Here is a 21499-nt window from a genome sequence, read left to right as displayed (position 1 = left end):
ACGCTTATGGATATTCAACAATTTAAGGGACTGCCGTTTTACCTGAAACTGGCTTCGGTTTTGTTCAGCCTGATCGCGATAGTTTATATCGTAATCGTTGCCAAAGAGATCCTGTCTCCCATCATTTTTTCCTGCTTATTCTCGATCCTGTTATTGCCGTATGCTGCCTGGCTGGAAAATAAACTGCATCTGCCGCGAAGCGCAGCTTCGATGTTAGCAGTGCTTTGTCTTTTGGCTTGTATCGGAGGCTTGCTATATGTGATCGGTTCACAAATATCTAATTTAGCCAGCGATTGGCCACAGTTCCAGGATCAGTTGCACAAATCACAAGATGACATTATGGGTTGGATTCGTTCCAGCTTCCATGTAACCAAGCACAAGCAACTGACCTTTGTAGCCAATACCACTAACAAAGTGGTCGCTTCCGGCGGATCAGTGGTGGGTGCCACCCTCCTATCCTTATCGTCAATCTTGCTGTTTCTGGTCTTTACCTTTATTTATACATTCTTCTTTTTACTGTACCGCAAACTTATTATGCGGTTCTTTGAGTCCGTTTTTCAGGAGGACAATAAAAAGTTGGTGCATGACATCATCGAAAACGTCCAGTATATTATCCGCAAATATATTATCGGCCTGCTGATCGAAATGGCTATTATCGCCATCGTAGTCAGTGGGGCTTTTATGCTGCTGGGTGTAAAATATGCCATTTTGCTCGGCCTCATTACTGCCTTATTCAATATCATTCCGTATATCGGTATTTTCACAGCGCTGGTGATCAGTGCTGCCGTAACACTCGCTACCGGCCCCCAAAGCACCGTGATCTATGTAATAATCACCCTGGTTGTAACCCATCTTATCGACAGCAATATTTTATTACCGGTAGTTGTTGGATCTAAAGTCAGGATCAATGCCCTAATCACAGTATTAGGTGTGATCATTGGCGAAATGGTTTGGGGGATACCCGGTATGTTCCTGTCTATTCCGGTAATAGCTGTCCTTAAGATCATCTTCGACCGTGTAGAAAGTCTGAAATCCTGGGGAATTATACTTGGCGACGAAGATTTTAAACAGAACCGGTTGGCTAAAAAGCTCAGGGTTAAAAAGAAAGTGGTACTGTCCCCATAATGGAAGTAGTCAGGCATTTCAAATTTTAAGTTATTACGATCCCAACAATCGATAAAATACCCAGCAATTAGTTTATTGATTGTTAGCTCCCATTTGCGGTTCAATATAACAGGAATAACTAAGCTTATTCGATGTGTCTGGGCCTGTAAAGAAAGCATCCTTAAGCTTAGTAAAATTTTATAACCACGGATCGTAAGTAAATAACTGGTTATGAATTTAACTGCGCTTATGTTTGTGATGGGGATACACATATTTATAATAGTAACCAACTCCCAGTGTTCCAGCGTAATGGAGGCTGTGTCCCTCGCCTTCTTTCCAGTACTCAAATGAGAGGCAAAGCTGTCCAATTCTAAAATAACTTTCAGGATTATTAATCACGATAATCCCTTCAGGTAACACTTACTATCTGAACGCCATATTCTTTCTGAAGTTTGTTAACGAGTGTTATTGTTTTCATTGACGTCGCGCCTAAATCTGTTTAACTGATCTACCAAAAGATAATCAACCTTCTTTTTCGGATTATTCCCCGATCTATCAAAGCATCCACCATTTACTATCCTACGATATATTAAACAATAAAGTAATTTAAGTGTTTAAAAGTTAATGAATTTAAACGAACCACAGCCCACGATCATGCTTATCGATGACGTTGAACTTGATAACATAATCTTCAAAATGGTGCTTCAGCGCTTACTTCCAAACCCCACCATTGACACATGTGCTAATGGCCAAAGGGCGATTGAAAAACTAAGATTACTTACGGATAATTCATCTTCATTGATGCCCGATTATATATTTCTCGACTTGAGGATGCCGGTTATGGATGGTTGGCAATTCCTAAAGGAATTCGCGGAATTAGCGATTACGCCTGAAAAAAGAAGTAAGCTGTTTGTACTATCCTCCACAATTGATAAGAATGAAATCCAGGATTCCATTGAGAACCCGCTTGTTTCTGATTTTTTGTCCAAACCAATTGGACTGGACAAGCTCAAATCTATTTTTACTACCTAATTTTCGCGATATTTATGCCAGGTCATATTCTAATTATTGAAGACGATGCCGATATTTTAAACGTACTCGAACTTGCATTACGCTTCAGCAATTTTACCGTAAGCGGAGTTTCCGAAACAGATGATATTTTTAAAACCGTTGAGAAACACAAGCCCGACCTGGTGATAACAGATTATATGATGCCGGGATTAAATGGCGGCCAGATTTGCAACCTCCTCAAAAGCCAGGAAGCTACCCGCCAACTGCCGGTAATATTGATATCAGCCTATCATAAAATGGCGATATCGCTGGGGAATTTCAGTTATGATGCTTACGTCCCTAAGCCGTTTGACGTCGATAAATTGATCTCTGTTATCGACAACCTACTTATTAAACAATAATTCGATAGCGCAATAAAAACACGTTATTGAAACTATGTAGAAATTGTACTAATACGCATATTTATCTCCCCCTATTGTTTTAAGAAATGTAGAAAAGATGATTTTTATATCAAGGTTAAAGCGCCAGTTCTCCATATACCACACGTCAGCTTCAACACGTGCCTTCATATCTTCCACCAGTTTAGTTTCGCCGCGATGCCCATTGATTTGGGCCCACCCAGTAATGCCCGGTTTTATAAAGTGGCGCACCATAAATTGATCTATCAAATTAGAGTATTGTTCTGTATGGTTTAACATGTGTGGCCTCGGCCCCACCACCGACATATTCCCAATTAATACATTAAAAAATTGCGGCATTTCATCTAAGCTCGACTTTCTCAGAAACGCACCAATTTTAGTTACCCTTGCGTCTCCTTTGGTGGCTTGTGACGAGTTTGCATCATTGTTGATCCGCATACTTCTAAACTTATAACAATTAAAAGGAACATTATCTCTGCCTGACCTGGGTTGTACAAAAATGGCCGCACCTTCTGACTCCAGTTTTATCAGTAAATAAATGATAGGATATAGCCAGCTTAGAATAAATATAATTACGAATAATGAAAATGCGATGTCAAACACACGTTTCACCAGCCGGTTTACTAAATTTTCAAGCGGTTCAACCCTTATAGCATATGCATTAGTTCTGTTTAAACTTTGTTCTAATAAGGTACCCTGTAAAAATGCGTAATGCTCAGGCACTAATTTAAACCTAATCATATTTTTGTCCGATTCTTTAATCAATTTTTCGATGATATGTTTCTGTGAAAACGGAAGTGTGCAAAAAATTTCTGCAACGCTATTCTTACGCGAAAAATTTATGCAATCTGCAATATGGCCGAGATGTAACTCTTTTAATGTTTCTTCTAAGGGACTGTCATGAAAAATTCCCAATATTTGGTAGCCTAAACTGGAATCATTTTTAAAACGATTGTAAAGTTCAATTCCGGTGCGGCTACCGCCAACTATTATTGCAGTTCTTAATGGCTGACGAAAAACATTTAAATGGGCTACGGTTTTTACCAAACTAATTTTCCACAGTCCTAACAATACTCCATATAAACACATTGACGCTAACAAATACTGACTGTTTGTATTGTATGAAGCGATATTGTTCAAGTACATGACAATGTAGGATACCAGAAAAACATATAGGAAATATGCTTTAAATGATTTTTTATAAATATAACCGAATGCTGTTATACTGTATAAACGAATAATGTTGGTAGCCAGTAACCAAACAAGATTAAAAATAAGGATAACATGTACATAACTTTTATCGCCTGCCCAATTTAAGTAACCGGTATGAAATAGGTTATAGACTATTATTAACGAAAAATTCAGAAGCAAATAATCGACAAGAGGATTTAGTGATCTGATTAAGTTAGTACGAGTTTGCTCCATATATTAATTTTCGTTAAACAAATGCAAAAACAATGCTACAATTGCCAAATATTAATTAATCACCTTTTTTAATTAAACAGATAGTTGTTTAAACATAAAAACGTATTGATCTGCAGCAACATAGTCCATACGTTCGTAAAAATCGAATACCGGCAGGTACTTGTTAGTCATTAAACCCAGCAATTCAATCTGATTTTTGATGGCGTAGTCTTCAAACAACGTTAATAACTGCTTTCCGTACCCGCTTTTCTGAAACGCTGTTGAAACAAATAATTCATCAACAACTAATTGCTGATTAGTCCACCATGTTTTTTTATGTCCTAAAATGGCTCCAACGGCGTTGTTATTTTCATATACTATAAATCCAACGAAATCGGCATTGGTAATAAGTTCAGACAAATATTGATTTGCTTTCTCTATAGTCCAATGGCAGTTCCACGGGGGAGCGTTGTAAGCGCTCACAAAAACGCCCACACAATCATCCAAATGTTTTTCTGTAATAAAAAAGCTTTCCATAATAGATCAATAAATTTTAATTGAATAATTTCTTCTGCGGTATTGTGCTACCTGTATAAGCTGTTAAGAGTTGCTGCTTAAGCACATCCTGATCGTAAACTTGCAGGTAGTATGACGTCCCCTCAGCTTTAATCTTTTCAATATCTCTTTTTTCCAGGTCCAGAATAATTTGTATAAGGGCTTCCGGATCATTATTGCTGAAACTAATGCTTGTTATATTATCTATTATAAATTCTTTAAAAAAAGCAATATCAGAAACCAGGGATGGAACCTTGAAATAATATGGTATTGATAAAATCCCAGATTGTGTACCTGAAATGTATGGAAAAACCACGCAAAAGGCGTTGATAAATAAATTCCTAATTTCTTCGTCATCTATATACCTGTTAACAAAAAATACATTTTGTTCCTTTGTTAAGTCCCTTTCGAAATAGATATGACCTTTTCCAGCAATTACCAATGGCTGTATTAAACCATCACGAGTATTGTTAATATAAGCATTATATAAAAATGCTATCCCTTTATATTGTTCTATCTGCCCAAAAAATAAAATGTAATTATTTACGCCGGCTAATTCGGGGACGGTAGCTTCGCCAGATTTTATACTATCTGTAACAAGCGTTGGAAAGTTATGATAGTATATTTGCTTTTTTTTGAACGATTTCAACATCCACTCATATTGGGATACACTGCATGTTACCAGGTTATCAGTATGTTTTATTAAATGGGTTACCCTCATCTTTACAAGTACCGTTCTCAATAACCAGCTAAGGGCATTTTTATAAACCTTTTCATGAAAAAAAAGGTCGTGAACGGTATAATAGACCTTAGCCAATCTTTTTAGTTTTTTTACATGTAAAGCCAGTGAAGAATCCTCGGTTAAAAGGTGAATAACATCAATTTTGTTGGCTTTACACACCTCATCAATTGCTTTTAGTAATTGCCTGGGGTATATATTATGTAATAAACCGTTGATCTTGCCTTCGGGAAAATCTAAAAAAACATAGTTATTACCGTTAGGGATAATGGCCTTTCTATAATCGCATTTCGCAGTACAAATAAATATGCCATAGCTATCATTGTCGCGCAGGGCATTTACTATGTTTACTGCAAAAGGTAATAATCCGGCGTAAAATTCCGAACAAACAAATAATTTTTTCATTTTATAATAGTCAATGGCTGTTGGCTCAATGGTTCGGCGTTGGGTTTCCAGCTATTATTAATTTTATTCAGACGGTAGAATTGTCTTGTAATAAGAAGTCTCGTACTCATAGCCATATCCGAATTTCTTCACATTTACGCCGTTAAATACCACCTGTAAATTGGGTAATTTGTTTTCCTTTACAAGGCCTTTAATAAATTTCAACTCACTTTTCCGCGTTATTCCCTGCCTTACTACATATAGGGTTACATCACACTCCCGGGCTATCACATAAGCATCGGCAACCAGGTGAACGGGCGGACTGTCGATAACTATATTATCATAGTTTTTCTTCAGTTCGGCAATTAGCACAGCCAGTTTGCCATTCTCTAACAATTCAATTGGATTGGATACATAGGAACCACTACCTATAACATCTAATAATGGGTTAGCGCCAGATGGCTGAATAGTTTTTCCGAAAGTTGTTTTCTCATTTAAATAATCTGAAATGCCCGGGTGTTTTTTTGATAAATTAAAAACGTCTTTGATAGTAGCCCTCCTTAAATCCAATTCCAATATCACCGTTTTTTTACCTGCGCTGGCTAATGCCAACGCGATATTACTGGCGATAAAGCTTTTACCTTCATTTGATACGCTTGACGTTACAAGGGTTACATTCGATGAGTTGGTAGATAAAAATATACTATGTAACTGGGTCCTTAGACTTCTGAACTGTTCAATTAACAACCCATTTTGTGACTTTATGCCTTTAGCATTACCGTCAAAGGCTATCTCGCCAAAAACAGGAGCATTAAGCACGGTTTCAACATCTTGCGGGTCTAAAACTATTCCTTTTAATAAATGTACTATGTAAATGCCAATTGCAGGCAATAAAATACCTAATATAAATGCCACCAAATAGATAACTTTATTATTTGGCCATTTTGAGGGCAGTGCATGGGCGCCGTCAAGCACCCGGTAATTTGACACTGTTGAGGCATAGCTCAATGAAACTTCTTCACGCTTCTGAAGTAGGTATACATACAAATTCTCTTTTATAGACTGTTGCCTTTTAATACTAATGAACTGCCTTTCTTGTCCGGGTAAATTTGATATAGAGGATTCGGAGTTTGAACTTAATGATTGGAGTTTTGTGTGGGCATTCAATAATGAAGATTTTATATTTTTAACATTATCCTTTATTGCGGCTTTAGTTGTTTTTATCTGGGAATTTATTTCTTCAAAGTCAGGATTTGTTTCTGGTGTAGTAGCCAGCAACTGATCGTGACGCAATTGTAACTGGGAAAGTTTCTCAACCGAGCTAACCAGGGAAGGGTCATTGATGCCAATAATGGCCGGAGCCTTGTCGCCGTTTCCTGCCGAGTTAACGTATTGCTCAATGCCATTAATTACACTCAGCTGAACATTAATTTCATTTAAACGGCTATCGTTGGTTTGCAACTTATCAAGTTCAAATTTAGCATCCGACGTCATATCAGTTAGCCTGTTTGAACTTTTAAAGTTTGCAATATTTTTCTCTACGCTGTTAAGTTCCCCGGTTAATGATGATAATCGCTGGTCGATAAAATTAATAGTATTTTGTGTTTCCTTGTTTTTATCTTCTATCTCGTCGGCATTATATACTTCAATAAGGCGATTAATAATATCTTTCCCTTTTTGCTTGTCGGTAGTACTAAAAGAAAGATCAACAGCAGTTGCCAGTTTATCTTCTAAACTCGCGTCGATACTTTTTTGGTAATAATCGGTTAATTTATCAGGATCAAGCTGCATTATACTTATAGTTGAGCCTTTAAACGCTGATAGATCATCGGTAGGTGTTAACTTCCAGGTACCGATAGTTGTATGCATAATATCGGTGAAAGAGTACTCCTTATATTCGCCATCTGTTTGCATTAAAAAGGTTTTATTGTCCTTTACCCAGATGTTAATTTTAGTTTTAAAATCCTGGTTTGACTTAATGACCGCTATTTTAAATGGTAAACTGGAATACAGATCTTTATAAAACAGCCCTTCTTTTTTTTTATAGCTTACGCTAAGCTGCAGATCATTTATAACCTGGTTGATTAATTTTGCCGATTTCAACTTGGCAAGTTCATTTTCAACAACATCCGAAGTATTTGGTAAGTCTATCTTATCAAGTACTGATTGGCTTTGCTGCGGTTTATCGGCCACTTTATCCGTATTAACCAGGAGGGTTGCTTTAATTTGATAAACCGGATCTGTAATCTGGATATAAAAAAAAGCCAAAACCAGCATAATTATGATAGTTGCTACCATAACCGGCCAGTTGTAAATATACTTAGCAAATAACGACTTAAAACTTACTGAAGAATTCTTCTCCTTTTCAGTCGCAAAAGCTAAAAATTGCGGGGAATTTGTACTCATTTAATTAACGGGTTAAAACAATTGCAACAACAGACAAAGCAGATATAACTATACCCATAATAGGTATCACATTTGCGGCCACCTTTGATCGGCCGGGAGTTACATATATTTCATCGTTGTTTTTAAGATAGAAGTAAGGTGAATCAAATATTTTTTTAGAAGTCAGATCGAGATTAATATATTTTCTCTCGCCATTCTCGTTCCTGATCAGTAACACTTTTTTTCTCAAAGCGGTTACGTTCAAATCACCGGCCATTGTAAGCACCTGTGTAACCGTTGGATGTTCATCGGTAATATTATAAGAGTTTGGACGGGCAACATCGCCATATACATATACCTTGAAATTTACTATCCTAACATTTACCACCGGATCTTTTAAATAAGTAAGTAGGGTTGTATCCAGCTTTTCGGTAACCTGTGCGGTAGTAAACCCGGCCACATTTACTTTGCCAACAAGCGGTAAGTGTATATTGCCGTGTTCGTCAACCGGGTACCCAATTACAGGGTTATCCGGAGATGTGTTGTAATTATTGCCATTTACCCTGGCCAGGTTATAATTAAAAACAGCCGCCGATTCGGGGTTTCTGCTGGTTATGTTAATCCCTAATATGTCACCAGCGTGGATCAAGTACGAAACGGTGTTATTAATTTTTTCGGTAGTAACCTCCTTTTTATTTATATCCTGGTAGTATGGTACATTTTTGTACGATTGGCAGGAAGCAAGGGTAAAAACGGTAAGCAGAACTAAAAGATATGGAAGGTTAGTTTTAAATTTCAACATAAAGTTATTTTTTATTTTAATGATTGTGAAAAGATGGCCTTTAGAATAATTCGGAGTTAGACCGTACCTCGCCTTTAGACTCTATTAATGCAACACCGCCCAGATCTTTCCCTTTCAATACATTATTTATAGAATAAATATTTTGGTATTTGTAAAAAACAATTCCGTTACCCGGAATGGAGGATTTTATATAATTATTACTAACTATAACATTTTCGAGCCCGGTGGTAACTCGTGCTTCAGATACGTTTATAGCCGGAGTTGTAACATAAAGTACCCCTTTAATGTTTTCAAAGGCATTAATTATTGTATTGCCAGTAATTTTAACATTCACATGCCCAAAACAATCTATCTGTCCCTGGTATATTTTGTTATTATAAATGCTGTGATGGCCACTAAGTGAATCGGCCGAGCCATTTTTGTATCCGGAATAAAAGTATCCAATGGTTATTGCCCTGCGGTATTTTATAATTTTCCCTCTTTCAACGGGACCATAGCCGTATCTAAAGTTGAATATATTATCATGCACCGAAACATTTAATACGGATTCATTGGCACTGTGACGTTCAATGTCCACCCCTCCCACCAAATATCCACTCCCATAAACTTTGTTATTGTAAAACGATGCACCGTTAACACAACAAAACATAACTCCCTCGCGGTATATGTTAAAAAAAAAGCAATTATGTACCGATACATTTGAAACTATTCTTGCATTAAGCGTTGGTTCAAACGTATCGCCAAATAGCAGGCCGTCACCCCGGAAGTTTTGAAAACGGCAGTTCTTTACTTCGATATTTTCCCCGTTATTAATACTTAATGCATGGCAAAATTGATATCCTGGATCAAACTTCTGTTTCCGGAGGTTCCCATTGAAATCAATGCCTTCTATAACAATATTATCTATAGACGGCTCTTCCCACCAGGCCTGGTAAAAAATAGAATTAGGGTTTATTCGCCTGCCTGATAAAATAATGTGGCATGTTTGTGGGCCCGTTCCAACTAAATTAATTCCGGTTAACAATTTTATGATCCCGGGCTTTTCTCCAATCTGTTTTATTAAATAATTGCCGCTGGGGAAAAAAACTGTGGATATACCTTTTGATTTAGCCTCACCAATAGCATTAGTTATCGCTTTAGTATCATCGTCAATTCCATTACCTATTGCCCCCATGTCTTTAACACTAACAAATCTTTTTGGCGGCATTGTATAAGCTAATGAAATTTGATTACCAGGGGCAGCAAACTCCATTTTTGCCGCTATCATCGAAAAAAGCATTATCTTAAATAATAGGATATTAGTCATAAACCAAGTGGATAACAAAAGCGGCAAATGACTGGCATGCATCATTAACCATAGAAAAAGCAGATAAGTAAAACCTGTTTAAAAGATATTTGATCAAACTGAGCCGATAATTAGTTAGGCACAGTATAACTAAAACTTCCGGTGGAACCGCTGTCAGTCTTTTTTATAACAACTGCATCAAGGTAAACCCCCTTATACATCACATTTGATGAAATTAAACCCTTGGGGCTTTGTATAGTTACCGATATTCTATGGCCAACAACAGGCGTAAAACCATAATCAAAGGGACCGGTTTGATCTGCGTTTTGTGTATTGTATGGAGTCGTTCCATCCTTATCATATTCTACAATTTGTAATGTAAAGGGTGCAGTTGAACTCGCTTTTACCCTAAAGATGCTATTATGCGTATCATAATTCGCATCAAAATTTGCAGGTGCATTTGCTGATAGGCCTTTTTTACATCCTGCAAATATTAGCGCAAACGCCATGATGATAAGAAAACTTTTTTTCATAGATATAATTATTAAATGTGGTATTTTTTAGCTTTCAAGAAGTTACAGCTTGAAAATTGTTAAATCTAATGCTACAAATCACCCTACACAATATCTATGCCATGGATATATTTAACCTAACAACCCAAGGATAGAACCAGGAATAACAAGTAGACTTAGAGTAAATAGCCAGAGGCGCCGTCTGCAGATATATCAGGCACCATGCTATTTTATTAATTCATCGCCGGAAAAGGTTAGAATCCTATTAACTTGCAGCTAAATCATCGATATTGTTTTGTAATACTGTGCCAAAATTTGCTACGTAAGGTGGTTGAAGCATGGAAAAATGATCTCCGGGGATTTCAAATAGTTCAACACCTTTGTTAGCATATTTTTCCCATCCCAGAAACTTACCGTACTCAACATAATGGACGCTGATTTTGGCTTTATATAAATAAATTTTGCCGTCAAATGGCTCTAAATGATAATTTCGGAAAGCAGTGATATGTTTACTTTTAATTTTCTGAACTAATTTATAAAAGTCTTTAGTGTCTCTTTTTTGTTCATTATGAATTGTATCGGCAACGTTTTTTCCTTTCAAAAGCTGATTTAAAGAGAATTTTAAAGCTTGTATTATTCTTGGGAAATGCCTTTTGGCTTTTTTGGGTAATAAAGAATACCAATCTTTATATTCAGTTTTTTCCGCGTCTGTATCAAAAATAATTAACATCTTAACTTCTTTTTTCATTGCAATCATCTGTTTCCGTATTTCCATAGCAACATACCCCCCGGATGAATATCCCGCTAAAAGATATGGTCCCTCGGGGTTATGTTGAATTATTTCCTGCATATAGTGGTATGCTATTACCAGTAAATTATCAATAGGCTCGTCCTTCCCGTTAAGCCCTAAGGCTTGAAGGCCATATACAGGCTGTTCGGGACTAACGTGTTTAGCCAGCTCGCTGAAATTAAGTACATTAAGGCCATCGCCATGAATAATATATAACGGGGGGTATGAACCGGACGGTTTTATTGGCACTAACGATTTGAAATTGTAGTCGCTAACTTCCTTGTCAATAAATTCAGCCAGGAGTTTGATTGTTGGAAATTTATATAGTATGGAAATTTGAAAGTTTTTACCTGATATTTTTTTTAACCGGGATAGGATTTGAACAGCCATGAGCGAGTGGCCGCCGATTTCGAAAAAATTGCTACTCGCTTTAATATCTGTTTTTTTGAAGTATTCGCGCCAAATATTAATCAACAGTTTTTCAGTTTCGGTTTCAGCTTCTACAGCAACCTCATCGGGAGATTCAAAGTGAATAATGTCGGGTAACGAATTTCTATCTATTTTTCCGTTCGACGTCAGCGGCAACCTGTCAAGCTTGATCCATACGGATGGGACCATATAATCGGGAAGGCTTTTTTTTACGTATAAAATCAACAAATCCTGATCTAATTCCTGGCCGGCGGTAACTATATATCCAACAAGCCGCTTGGTGCCTTCCTTGTCTTTTTTAGCCAAAACCACAGCATTACTAACTAAAACGCTATTATTAAGAACGCTTTCAATTTCGCCCAGCTCAACCCGGAAACCTTGTATTTTAACCTGATTGTCTTTTCGCCCTATAAACTCCATGTTATAATCGGGCATCATTCTGCCAAGGTCTCCGGTGCGATACATCATCCCTCCACTATTTGCATGAAAAGGGTCGGGGATAAATGAATATCGCGTTTTTTCAATATCATTTGCATACCCCCTGGCAACCCCTACTCCACCAATATACAAATCACCAATGGTGCCAACCGGTACAGGTTGCAAACGCTCATTTAAGATGTAAAAAAAGTTATTGGCAATTGGCTTACCGTAAGGGATACTGCTCCATAATTCATCTGTTTTTTCAACAATAAAATAGTTTGACCAAACTGTAGCTTCCGTTGCTCCACCTAAGCTTACAACCTGTGTTTTCGGAAAAAATACTTTAATTCTGTCGGGCAAATTAACCGGAATCCAGTCGCCACTCATGAATACCGTTTTCAATCCCTCGTAACGATATTCAGTTTTGTCCATCTCTAAAGTCGTAACCAGGTAATCGAGAGTTGTTGGCACCGAATCCCAAAACGTTATTTGGTGCTTAACCATCATCGCAGATAAAGTTTGCACATTCTGAATCTCCTCTTTTTCTGCTATAACCAGTGCTCCACCTGAGGCCAGCATACCAAAAATATCATATACCGAAAGATCAAAACACATGGAAGTAATAAAAAGCAATCGGTCATCATGGCCAATGTTAAATTTATTATTTACCCATAAAATGAGGTTCACTGCCGAGTGATGTTCTATCATAACACCTTTTGGCCTGCCGGTTGATCCTGACGTATATATGGTGTAGGCAAGCTGGTTGCTGTCAATTTTCAGAGATGGGTTTGTATCGTCAAATCCGGCCAGTATTTCCTTATTGATCAGTTTAAAATTGTCATCGGTAATAACGGATTTTAACGGATAACGATCATCAGCAACAACAACTTTTATTAAAGATTGATTGAAAATATATTCCTGTCTTTCAAGCGGATAATCAGGGTCAATTGGCACATATGCACCTCCGGCCTTAAGTATGCCCAACATACCAACAACCATATAAAAATTGCGGTTTGTTAATATACCTACATTGTCGCCAGGTTTTACTCCTTCTTTAATTAAATACCAAGCTAAACGATTTGCCTGCCTGTTTAATTCGTCGTAAGTCAATTGTTTTTCGCCTTGTATTAAGGCACAAGCGCCTGGCGATTTTGCAACTTGCTGTTCAAAAAGCTCAAACAATGTTTTTTCTTTGGGATAGAATGTAACGGTATCATTAAATACATTTATCAGCATGTCCCGATCTGACTGGTCGAGTATATTGTAAGCGCCCAATTGACAATTATCGTCATCGCAAATAGCCTCTAATAAGTTGATTAAACTTTTATTGAATAACGATAAAAGAACTTCGCTTAATTGGCTTTTATTAGAATATAAGTGAACTTGAATGTTGCTTTCCGTTTCAGTTATGCACAGGCTTAAGTGTAGGTTATTAATTTGCGTAAATAAGCTGCCGATGTGTTGGCTATTGTTTTTTGTAGTTTCCAACAGATCGGCATCATTCCGCTTTTCAGAAATAAATAAAAACTTAAATGGCTCATCAATTAATAATGCATCCGGCAAATCCCCTTGCACTTCTTTGTTATTAAGCGCATTAAATCCGGCGGTAGTAACAATTTTTTTATTAATCCCCTTCAACACATCCCTAAAAACATCAGCACCATTAATTTCAGTTACTATTTCTGCTATTTTAAAGTCGTTGGGGTCATCGATCCTGTTATGCCCTATTTTCAGGAAGGCCTGCTTATATAATACACATTCCTGTCCCGAATACCTTTGCAATATGATGTTGACCGCAGCGACTAAAATCGAACTTAATTCTATCTGGTTGCGCTCTTTAAGCCCCGTAAGCGAATCAACCAGGCTCCGGTTAATTTCAAATTCGTTTAATTCATAATCAAGTGCCCCCATTCCGGACAAAGAAGATTGAATGGTTGACGAGACTTTTAGATTAGAAATACTTGTTTTAAGAATAGAATTAATGTTTAGTGGTTCAGTTTCCGCAGAAGGTAGAAGGGACATGTTAGATTTTATTTTATAGTTATTATGTGCGTGGTATCTTTTTACAATTAATTTTATTAATTATTATGATGTAATTACCTCCCAGATAATAAAAAAAAGGAGGAAATGTTTTTAATTTAATAATGAAATTATAAATCGCCCATTAGATTTATTTTTTTCGTTAAGATATTCATTCTTAAAGTCGCAATTAAATGAAAGCCTTTACATTCAACTTTGGCGTTTGTTTTAAAACTAATAATTAATGCGACAATAGACGGTAGTTGTTTTTAATTGCCCTTCATGAGGAAAAAGATGCTCTTTACGGGCGAAAACGGGATTCTTTATCACACTTACTTTAATGAACATCCCCACCACCTGTAACAATGAAAAAATAAACGATCCAACAATAAAATAAATGTTCGTTTATTAAAAAAGTAATTTTCTTTCAATTATTATTATTCATTTCAATACAAAAATGTACTGTATTTATATCATTGTGTCCGTAATTTGAGAAAAAGCGGGCTAAAAAATTTCTAAATAGTAGAAAAAAACTCGTTGTGGGAAAAAATGTTCTATTATAAGAGACTTTCTTTATTCCTGATAGTTGTGGCCTCTGCAATCAGTAATCAAAATCATAAGCAGCAAATAGGATAATCAATAAGTTGGCTCTTGGTTTGAGTAGGCATAATTATCAATGCCACAATTCATCAGTATAATAATTTAACTCAGTATCGCCACTTTAATGGATATTTATAACATTTTTACCTCAAAAATCCCTCGCACGATAGAAGATTTCGATCCACGTAATAAGAAGCTGATCACTTTTTTAAATCCACATTCCTATACACTTGCATTTAAAAGAGCCGAATTGTTTGAGGACTTTGATTTTATAGCACCCGATGGAATATTGATTGTGCATGTTCTTAATTTATTTAAGGCCGTTACATTTAAGATAAAAAGATTTTCTTGTGACATGACATCTGTAGTTCCCTATGTTTTTAATATTGCTATAGCGGATAATTTAAGTGTGTTTTTCTTAGGAACTGACGAAAGCGGGATTGAAGGGTCTGTTAACGTTTTCAGAAACAATTTCCCTGCGCTGAATATTGCTGGATTCAGAAAGGGTTATTTTAGCAGTAAAGTTGATCGGGATGAAGCTATAGATCACATTGTAAAATTAAACCCTGATATGATTTTTGTAGGAATGGGAACAATTTTGCAGGAAAGCATGGTGCTGGATTTAAGAAAGGCCGGTTATAATGGTGCAGTTTATACTTGCGGTGGATTTTTACACCAATCAAAACTCGAAATTAATTTTTACCCGCAATTTATTGATAAATTAAATTTAAGGTTTTTTTATAGGATGTTTAGAGAGAAAGGCTTTTTGAAAAGATCAATAAAAACATACCCTATGTTTTGCTATTTAATTTTAACACAATTGTTTAATGTAGAAAAACAATCAGACGAGGTTTATATTAACGACGATTTAAAAATTGCTGCGGCGCGAAAGAACATAAAAGTAGTTTCAAAAAACGACGATTTGGCAAGTTTTGATAGTGATTTCTGTACTAACTCAAAATAAAGCAAGAGCGGGCTCTGGTAAAACGGTTTATTAATAAACCAACAAATACCGGATGAGTAGCTCCAACATAATTTGCTTTAACTAACTGGATTTAAAGATGTTTTAACAACAGGCTTGAATTCTGAAGAGTAAGATTCACTCTTTTTTTTTTTGAAAACGAGTTTAACGCCGTTTTTCCAAAATTTTTCTAATGTGATAGTACTAAAGAAGTTAATCAAAGTAAGCAATATACCAAACTTTTTATTATCCATATTATAAATCTGTTACTCCAATACACCTGTATACGGATTGCTCACGATAAGGTTTATGTTTACGTTATATTTAATGTAGGTTTATTAGCAGTAGAAATACAATTTATTATAAAAGCCTGAATATAAGCAATTAAACCACTCCTTTTGTAGGTACAATAACTTTATCGCCGACGGTAATTAACGGATAGTTTCTCTACCAAAAAAAATCAAGTCGACACCCTAAAATATTTAAGCTATTTGAACTTTAATATAGATTAAGCTGCGTTAATAATGCGATTTATTTTATACAGTCGGGACTTGGCTTTCCGGGCTATATTTATTGAAGAAAAATGTAAATAGTAAAAAGATTGGAAATGTTGAATGTGAAACCGGTGCCCAATCTGTAAAACCATAAATAATATAAGTCATGATCAATGATATTTGAGTTAATGACAATATGGTATTAATATTTTGAGACAAATTGATCTTGGCTTTCCTAAACCCTGAGATTATAAAAATAATCCATAATGAAAAGCCCACTATGCCGGTTTCTGCAAGGATAATTAAGTGTGTGTTATGGATAGGATTTGACGTTAAAAAGTCATTATGGACAATCCTGCTCAAAGCTGGGGATCTGTTTACAAATTCCAGATGACTATTTATACCGACACCAATTATGGGCGAAGTATGAAAAATTTCTAAACCCATTGTCCAGTGATCCAGGCGTGCCTGATACATATCATCGGCATCGGTTTTAAGAAAGGTAGCGCTGAACGGCGAAAGAAACACCAGCCAATATAAAACCAACAAAGCTGGTACCATCCCCAAAAAAAAACTTTTTAATGAGAGCAGAGGTTTATTGGCATTTTTGTAAATATAAAACATGGCAAATAGTATTACTACCAATGTGATATATGACGTTCTGGAATAGGTAAGAATAATTGTTATCGCTGTTAATATTAGGGTTAACAGACTGATTTTTTTTTCGAAACCATTTAAATAACTGGCAAAAAAGAAACCTGATGCTATTACTGAAAATAACCCAAGATTAGCAGGAGTCACAAAAATGCCGATCGCTCCGGCTCTGGTACCATTCCTGGTAGCCCATATATCTCCGCCTGCCTGAAAAATTGTAGTAACAAAAGTAACCCCCAGTACGGGATACAAAATAGCCAACACAAAATTAAGGATGCAAAGGATCAAAAAACTTGTAAAAATTCCTCGAAGAATTTGAAGCGGATTGAGACTGTTGTAAACCAGGCGAAAGTAAAAAATGTATGAAAACATCGCCACTGCAAAAGCTACGGTTCCCCATCTTGCTACGTTAAAGGGATTTATAAAAGAAATAACAATTAAAATCCCCACCCATAGTATCCATCTCTCATTTTTATATATGTAAAATACGTTTTTATTTTTCTGTATCAGCAACAAAATAACCGAAGCAATTAATGGCAGCATCAGGAATATTTTACCTGTAAAAGATCCAATACCATCGGTTGACACGTATTGCGGCGTAAACAAAGGAAAAGACATCTGGAAAGGAATGCAGGTAACAATAAAACTAAAAAAAAGATGCGACGTATCTTTTTGTTTAATTAAAAGTGTTGAGTACCAAATTAAATAAACAATAACGAGGGCAAAAAAAATTAAAATTTTTAAAAGCATAGTTAAGGAAACAGCAGGATATTATTTTTAGACGCTTTCTTTTAAGAAGCTTTCCTGTTAACCCATGGTATAATCTTTTATTCGTCAAAAAGTTTTGCTTTTTTTGCTTTCTTTTAAACAACGAGTAATTCACAATCTGCTTAAGTCCCAAAGGGAGCTGCTTTCGCACCTCCCCTTTTTCAATCTGGAATGTTATATTTAATTTGCAAGGTTATTAATTAATTGCGCAAATGTAAGTTGAAGCCAATACATAGAAATTACACCAGATAACATATTGCGACCTTTGTTATTCATGATTTTTGGGACCACTTTACCATTATTTGCACTTACAATTTTCACCACATAATCCATAGTTCGGTTTTTTCCCGACGTTGTGTTAATACCCTGGTTACCAGAAATGATCAATCCTGATGAATTGCCGCTAATAATTATACCAGCGGCCGGTTTGTTAATTGCACCAACATCACTGATGGTATTATTACTGATGTTACCGGAACTGCCCAACAGATTAATAGCATCTGCCAAAGTTCCAGTAATAATATTTGCGTTACCTTGTATTTGCGAATAATTATTAAACAAAATCCCATTGCCCATCATTGCAGAACTTATGGTGTTACTATTAACCACTACGTTTATAAGTCCTGTTGTTTTAGCAGCATCAGAAATATTAATGGCCGGGACGGTTAAAAAATTTACACCACTTATGTTTTCGTAAGTGTTTTTGATAGCGTTGCCTGTTATGCTCACGTTTATCATCCCCCAACAGTCAATTTGCCCTTGATATATTTTATTATTATAAATTTTATGATGGCCGCTTAATGAGTCAGCGATCCCATTTTTATATCCGCCATAGAAAAACCCCATGCTAACTGCCCGCCGATAGCGTACTTTTGCCCCCCCACGCTCAACCGGGCCATAGCCGTCAGTAAAATTAAAAGTGTTATTGTACACAGAAACATTTAACACACTTTCATTAACGCTATGTCTTTCAATATCCACGCCAGCCACCAGGTAGCCATCGCCATGTACGTTATTATTATAAAATGCAGCCCCATTTACTGCGCAAAACATGGTGCCTTCACGATAAATATTAAAAAATTCCGAATCATGAACACTTACGTTGGCAACCGTCCTTAAATTTAACTTTGTTTCAAAACAATCGCCAAATAATAAGCCATCCCCCCTGAAGTTTTGAAACTTGCAGTTTTTAACTTCAATATTTTTACCATTGTTTATACTTAAGGCGTGGCAAAACTGGTAATATGCATCATATTTTTGCAGAGCGAGATTGCCATTAAAATCTATACCCTGTATTACCAGGTTACCAACAAAGGGTGTACCTATATATTCCTGGTAAAAAATAGAATTAGGGTTGTATCGTCCTCCCGTTAATTTTATATGGCAAGTTGTTGGTCCGTTACCAATCATACCCACACCATCAACAAGTTTAATAATACCTCCACCGTTTCCGGTTTCACCTATCATGTATTCGCCATCGGGGAAATAAATATTGGCTATATTATGTGATTTTGCGTAAATAAGGGCATTTCTAATCGCCTTGGTATCGTCTGTTATGCCATTTCCTTTTGCCCCCTGATCTTTTACATTGATAACAGCTAAAGATGCAACAGCCAGGCTGTTTGCATTGGTACTTATTGCCACCATGTTGTCAGGCTGCGAAGGCGTAAGCTGATCTTCTTTTTTACATGAGCAAATAAAAAAAACCGCAATAATTAGTAAAAACTGTTTCATAAGGGAGGGTTAAATCAATACGTCCCTTTTTACGCCAATTAGATATTTTTGTTACAAACAATTAATATATTTTCATGTTATGAAACTTCGCTATTTTTCAACCTGTAAATTGAAGTGGATATTACTTTTTTTGGAGATCCCGTTTCGATCACAGGAAATTTAAAAGTCAAATGAACATTACCTCTTTAAGTAATGTCTGCAAAAAAATAAAAGTAAAAAATAAAATTTTTAAGACCTCGTTTTATTATTGCGATAATTTAAGTAGCTAATAGCCTAAGCCATCATTATATAGCAATATTATTTAAGCTGGTTATATAATTTAATTGGTAGTAATACTGTGAAATTACCCCCTTTAGGGCGTTCTGAGCAGTGTTATTAATTATTTGGGGTGGCACGGCGCCGTTATTAGAGCTGCCTATTTTAACAACATAATCTGTGGTGCGGTTGATGCCGCTTGTTGTATTCACAGCTATATTTGACGCCACATACAGGCCAGAAGAATTACCATTGATAAGAATGCCGGATGCAGGCGTAGCAACTGTGCCTGCATTTGTGATGTTATTGCCATAAAAGCAGCCGCTTGTTCCTAAAATATTTATGCCATCAAGTGGCGTGCCTGTAATTGTATTTGCGTTAGCCGTAACTTTTGAGTAGTTGTAAAACGATATACCATTACCCATAGCCGAGGTAATGATATTATTATCAACATTTACATTAATTAACCCTTTGGTTGCACCTGGGTCTGCCACGTTGATAGATGGGACAGTTGTAAAGTTAACACCTGCAATGTTTTCGTATGCATTGGTTATGGTATTGCCAGATATACTTACGTTAATTATTCTGAAACAATCAATTTGTCCCTGGCAAATTTTATTATTGTAAATTTTATGGTGACCGCTCAATGAATCGGCGGTGGCGTTGGCGTAACCATTATAAAAAAAACCCATGGTTACCGCCCGGCGATACCGAACCTTTGGACCTCCGCGCTCAACCGGGCCATATCCATCAGTAAAGTTAAATGTGTTATTGTATACAGAAACATTTAGCACACTTTCATTTATACTGTGCCTTTCAATATCGACACCACCTACCAGGTAGCCATCTCCATGTATATTATTATTATAAAACGAAGCTCCGTTTACGCAGCAAAACATAATGCCTTCGCGGTAAATGTTAAAAAATTCACTGTCATGCACATTCACATTAGTAACTATCCTGACATTCAAGGTTGGTTCAAAGGTGTCGCCAAATAATAGCCCGTCGCCTCTCCAGCCTTGAAATTTGCAATTTTTCACTTCGATATTTTTGCCGTTGTTAATTTTAAATGCGTGGCAAAACTGATATGCGGCATCATATCGCTGGTTAGCAATATTACCATCAAAATCAATTCCTTGTACCACCAGGTTGCCGACAGAAGGACTACCGATATAGTCCTGGTAAAAAACAGGATTGGGGTTGTACCTGCCGCCAGTTAACTTGATATGACACGTTGCAACTCCCGTACCCATCATACCTACGCCATCGACCAGCTTGATTGTGCCACCACCATCACCTGTTTCACCAATCATATATGTGCCATCTGGAAAATAGATATTGGCAATCCCATTGGCTTTTGCATAAAGCAGGGCACTTCTGATGGCTTTTGTGTCGTCTGTTATTCCGTCGCCTTTTGCGCCCTGAGTTTTTACGCTAACATAAATTGTGGACGTTGAAAAACTTTGTGTACTGTTAACCGGAGTTAAACTGCTTGATGTTGGGGTGTTTAAAATTACACTTTCCTTTTTGCATCCAAAATTTATGAAAATAGCAGCGATTACTAAAATCTTCTTCATTAGGGTGTATTTTTAATCAATATGCCCCTTTGTACGTTATCGTAATTAATTTGTTACAAACAATTAACTAAGTTATCTGTAACGAAAAATTTTATGCTGGAATTTGGAAACAGAAATACCCTTTTTATTTTGCAAGGAAAGTAAAATAAAATGGATGTCATCTAACGTGGTATTTACTTAAAAAAAATACCGCCTCAA

The 21499-nt window shown here is 36.3% G+C and carries 15 protein-coding genes and 1 pseudogene; 4 read left to right on the top strand and 12 right to left on the bottom strand.

Annotated features, from left to right (window positions below; genetic code table 11):
• Positions 1-6 precede the first annotated feature (6 nt).
• A complete protein-coding gene (locus Q0R88_RS02710) occupies positions 7-1125 on the top strand; it encodes an AI-2E family transporter (protein WP_295711901.1) in 1119 nt (372 codons plus the stop codon).
• A gap of 388 nt (positions 1126-1513) precedes the next feature.
• Here Q0R88_RS02710 and Q0R88_RS27155 read toward each other — a convergent pair.
• A pseudogene (locus tag Q0R88_RS27155) lies at positions 1514-1591 on the bottom strand (hypothetical protein); the annotation flags it as partial.
• 137 nt (positions 1592-1728) lie between these two features.
• Here Q0R88_RS27155 and Q0R88_RS02705 point away from each other — a divergent pair.
• Together Q0R88_RS02705 and Q0R88_RS02700 are read left to right on the top strand one after the other, a co-directional pair.
• The gene (locus Q0R88_RS02705) at positions 1729-2136 is read left to right on the top strand and encodes a response regulator (protein ID WP_295711900.1); all 408 of its coding nucleotides are present in this window, start codon (positions 1729-1731) and stop codon (positions 2134-2136) included.
• Between the two features lie 14 nt (positions 2137-2150).
• Positions 2151-2516, top strand: coding sequence for a response regulator (locus Q0R88_RS02700; protein ID WP_295711898.1), 366 nt, complete (start codon positions 2151-2153; stop codon positions 2514-2516).
• Positions 2517-2564: 48 nt separating this feature from the next.
• On the opposite strand, the gene Q0R88_RS02695 is transcribed toward Q0R88_RS02700, so the two are convergent.
• The 8 genes from Q0R88_RS02695 to Q0R88_RS02660 all read right to left on the bottom strand — a co-directional run bounded on the left by Q0R88_RS02695 (position 2565) and on the right by Q0R88_RS02660 (position 14261).
• Positions 2565-3959: an undecaprenyl-phosphate glucose phosphotransferase gene (locus tag Q0R88_RS02695; protein WP_295711896.1), complete on the bottom strand. Its 1395-nt coding sequence runs from the start codon at positions 3957-3959 to the stop codon at positions 2565-2567.
• A gap of 72 nt (positions 3960-4031) precedes the next feature.
• Positions 4032-4475, bottom strand: coding sequence for a GNAT family N-acetyltransferase (locus Q0R88_RS02690; protein ID WP_295711894.1), 444 nt, complete (start codon positions 4473-4475; stop codon positions 4032-4034).
• A 16-nt stretch (positions 4476-4491) separates the two neighbouring features.
• Entirely contained in the window at positions 4492-5637 is a 1146-nt protein-coding gene (locus Q0R88_RS02685) for a glycosyltransferase (protein WP_295711892.1), read from the bottom strand.
• A 63-nt stretch (positions 5638-5700) separates the two neighbouring features.
• Complete coding sequence (locus tag Q0R88_RS02680) at positions 5701-8022, bottom strand: tyrosine-protein kinase (RefSeq protein WP_295711890.1); 2322 nt, start codon at positions 8020-8022, stop codon at positions 5701-5703.
• A gap of 4 nt (positions 8023-8026) precedes the next feature.
• Entirely contained in the window at positions 8027-8803 is a 777-nt protein-coding gene (locus Q0R88_RS02675) for a polysaccharide biosynthesis/export family protein (RefSeq protein WP_295711888.1), read from the bottom strand.
• Between the two features lie 40 nt (positions 8804-8843).
• Complete coding sequence (locus tag Q0R88_RS02670) at positions 8844-10082, bottom strand: glycosyl hydrolase family 28-related protein (protein ID WP_295711885.1); 1239 nt, start codon at positions 10080-10082, stop codon at positions 8844-8846.
• Between the two features lie 137 nt (positions 10083-10219).
• Entirely contained in the window at positions 10220-10621 is a 402-nt protein-coding gene (locus tag Q0R88_RS02665) for a hypothetical protein (protein ID WP_295711883.1), read from the bottom strand.
• 244 nt (positions 10622-10865) lie between these two features.
• Positions 10866-14261: an enterobactin synthase subunit F gene (locus Q0R88_RS02660; protein WP_295711882.1), complete on the bottom strand. Its 3396-nt coding sequence runs from the start codon at positions 14259-14261 to the stop codon at positions 10866-10868.
• Between the two features lie 721 nt (positions 14262-14982).
• Between Q0R88_RS02660 and Q0R88_RS02655 the strand changes: the two genes are divergently transcribed.
• Positions 14983-15822: a WecB/TagA/CpsF family glycosyltransferase gene (locus tag Q0R88_RS02655; protein WP_295711880.1), complete on the top strand. Its 840-nt coding sequence runs from the start codon at positions 14983-14985 to the stop codon at positions 15820-15822.
• A 533-nt stretch (positions 15823-16355) separates the two neighbouring features.
• Here Q0R88_RS02655 and Q0R88_RS02650 read toward each other — a convergent pair.
• The 3 genes from Q0R88_RS02650 to Q0R88_RS02640 all read right to left on the bottom strand — a co-directional run bounded on the left by Q0R88_RS02650 (position 16356) and on the right by Q0R88_RS02640 (position 21301).
• On the bottom strand, positions 16356-17417 hold the full coding sequence (locus Q0R88_RS02650; RefSeq protein WP_295711878.1) for an O-antigen ligase family protein: 1062 nt from the start codon (positions 17415-17417) through the stop codon (positions 16356-16358).
• 498 nt (positions 17418-17915) lie between these two features.
• Positions 17916-19469 carry a glycosyl hydrolase family 28-related protein gene (locus Q0R88_RS02645; protein WP_295711876.1) on the bottom strand — a complete coding sequence of 518 codons (1554 nt, stop codon included), beginning with the start codon at positions 19467-19469 and terminating at the stop codon, positions 17916-17918.
• 284 nt (positions 19470-19753) lie between these two features.
• Positions 19754-21301: a glycosyl hydrolase family 28-related protein gene (locus Q0R88_RS02640; RefSeq protein ID WP_295711874.1), complete on the bottom strand. Its 1548-nt coding sequence runs from the start codon at positions 21299-21301 to the stop codon at positions 19754-19756.
• Positions 21302-21499: the final 198 nt, after the last annotated feature.

Origin of the sequence: Mucilaginibacter sp., from assembly GCF_025362475.1 — a bacterium.
In the GTDB taxonomy this organism is placed as follows: Bacteria; Bacteroidota; Bacteroidia; order Sphingobacteriales; family Sphingobacteriaceae; genus Mucilaginibacter.
The sequence above is the reverse complement of the archived record's forward strand: the minus strand, read 5'-3'. Positions and strand labels throughout refer to the sequence as shown.

Excerpts from the sequence above, each read along its gene's own strand:
- Q0R88_RS02710 (WP_295711901.1), top strand. The coding sequence starts at position 7 with ATGGATATTCAACAATTTAAGGGACTGCCGTTTTACCTGAAACTGGCT.
- Q0R88_RS02705 (WP_295711900.1), top strand. The coding sequence starts at position 1,729 with ATGAATTTAAACGAACCACAGCCCACGATCATGCTTATCGATGACGTT.
- Q0R88_RS02700 (WP_295711898.1), top strand. The coding sequence starts at position 2,151 with ATGCCAGGTCATATTCTAATTATTGAAGACGATGCCGATATTTTAAAC.
- Q0R88_RS02695 (WP_295711896.1), bottom strand. The coding sequence starts at position 3,959 with ATGGAGCAAACTCGTACTAACTTAATCAGATCACTAAATCCTCTTGTC.
- Q0R88_RS02690 (WP_295711894.1), bottom strand. The coding sequence starts at position 4,475 with ATGGAAAGCTTTTTTATTACAGAAAAACATTTGGATGATTGTGTGGGC.
- Q0R88_RS02685 (WP_295711892.1), bottom strand. The coding sequence starts at position 5,637 with ATGAAAAAATTATTTGTTTGTTCGGAATTTTACGCCGGATTATTACCT.
- Q0R88_RS02680 (WP_295711890.1), bottom strand. The coding sequence starts at position 8,022 with ATGAGTACAAATTCCCCGCAATTTTTAGCTTTTGCGACTGAAAAGGAG.
- Q0R88_RS02675 (WP_295711888.1), bottom strand. The coding sequence starts at position 8,803 with ATGTTGAAATTTAAAACTAACCTTCCATATCTTTTAGTTCTGCTTACC.
- Q0R88_RS02670 (WP_295711885.1), bottom strand. The coding sequence starts at position 10,082 with ATGCTTTTTTCGATGATAGCGGCAAAAATGGAGTTTGCTGCCCCTGGT.
- Q0R88_RS02665 (WP_295711883.1), bottom strand. The coding sequence starts at position 10,621 with ATGAAAAAAAGTTTTCTTATCATCATGGCGTTTGCGCTAATATTTGCA.
- Q0R88_RS02660 (WP_295711882.1), bottom strand. The coding sequence starts at position 14,261 with ATGTCCCTTCTACCTTCTGCGGAAACTGAACCACTAAACATTAATTCT.
- Q0R88_RS02655 (WP_295711880.1), top strand. The coding sequence starts at position 14,983 with ATGGATATTTATAACATTTTTACCTCAAAAATCCCTCGCACGATAGAA.
- Q0R88_RS02645 (WP_295711876.1), bottom strand. The coding sequence starts at position 19,469 with ATGAAACAGTTTTTACTAATTATTGCGGTTTTTTTTATTTGCTCATGT.
- Q0R88_RS02640 (WP_295711874.1), bottom strand. The coding sequence starts at position 21,301 with ATGAAGAAGATTTTAGTAATCGCTGCTATTTTCATAAATTTTGGATGC.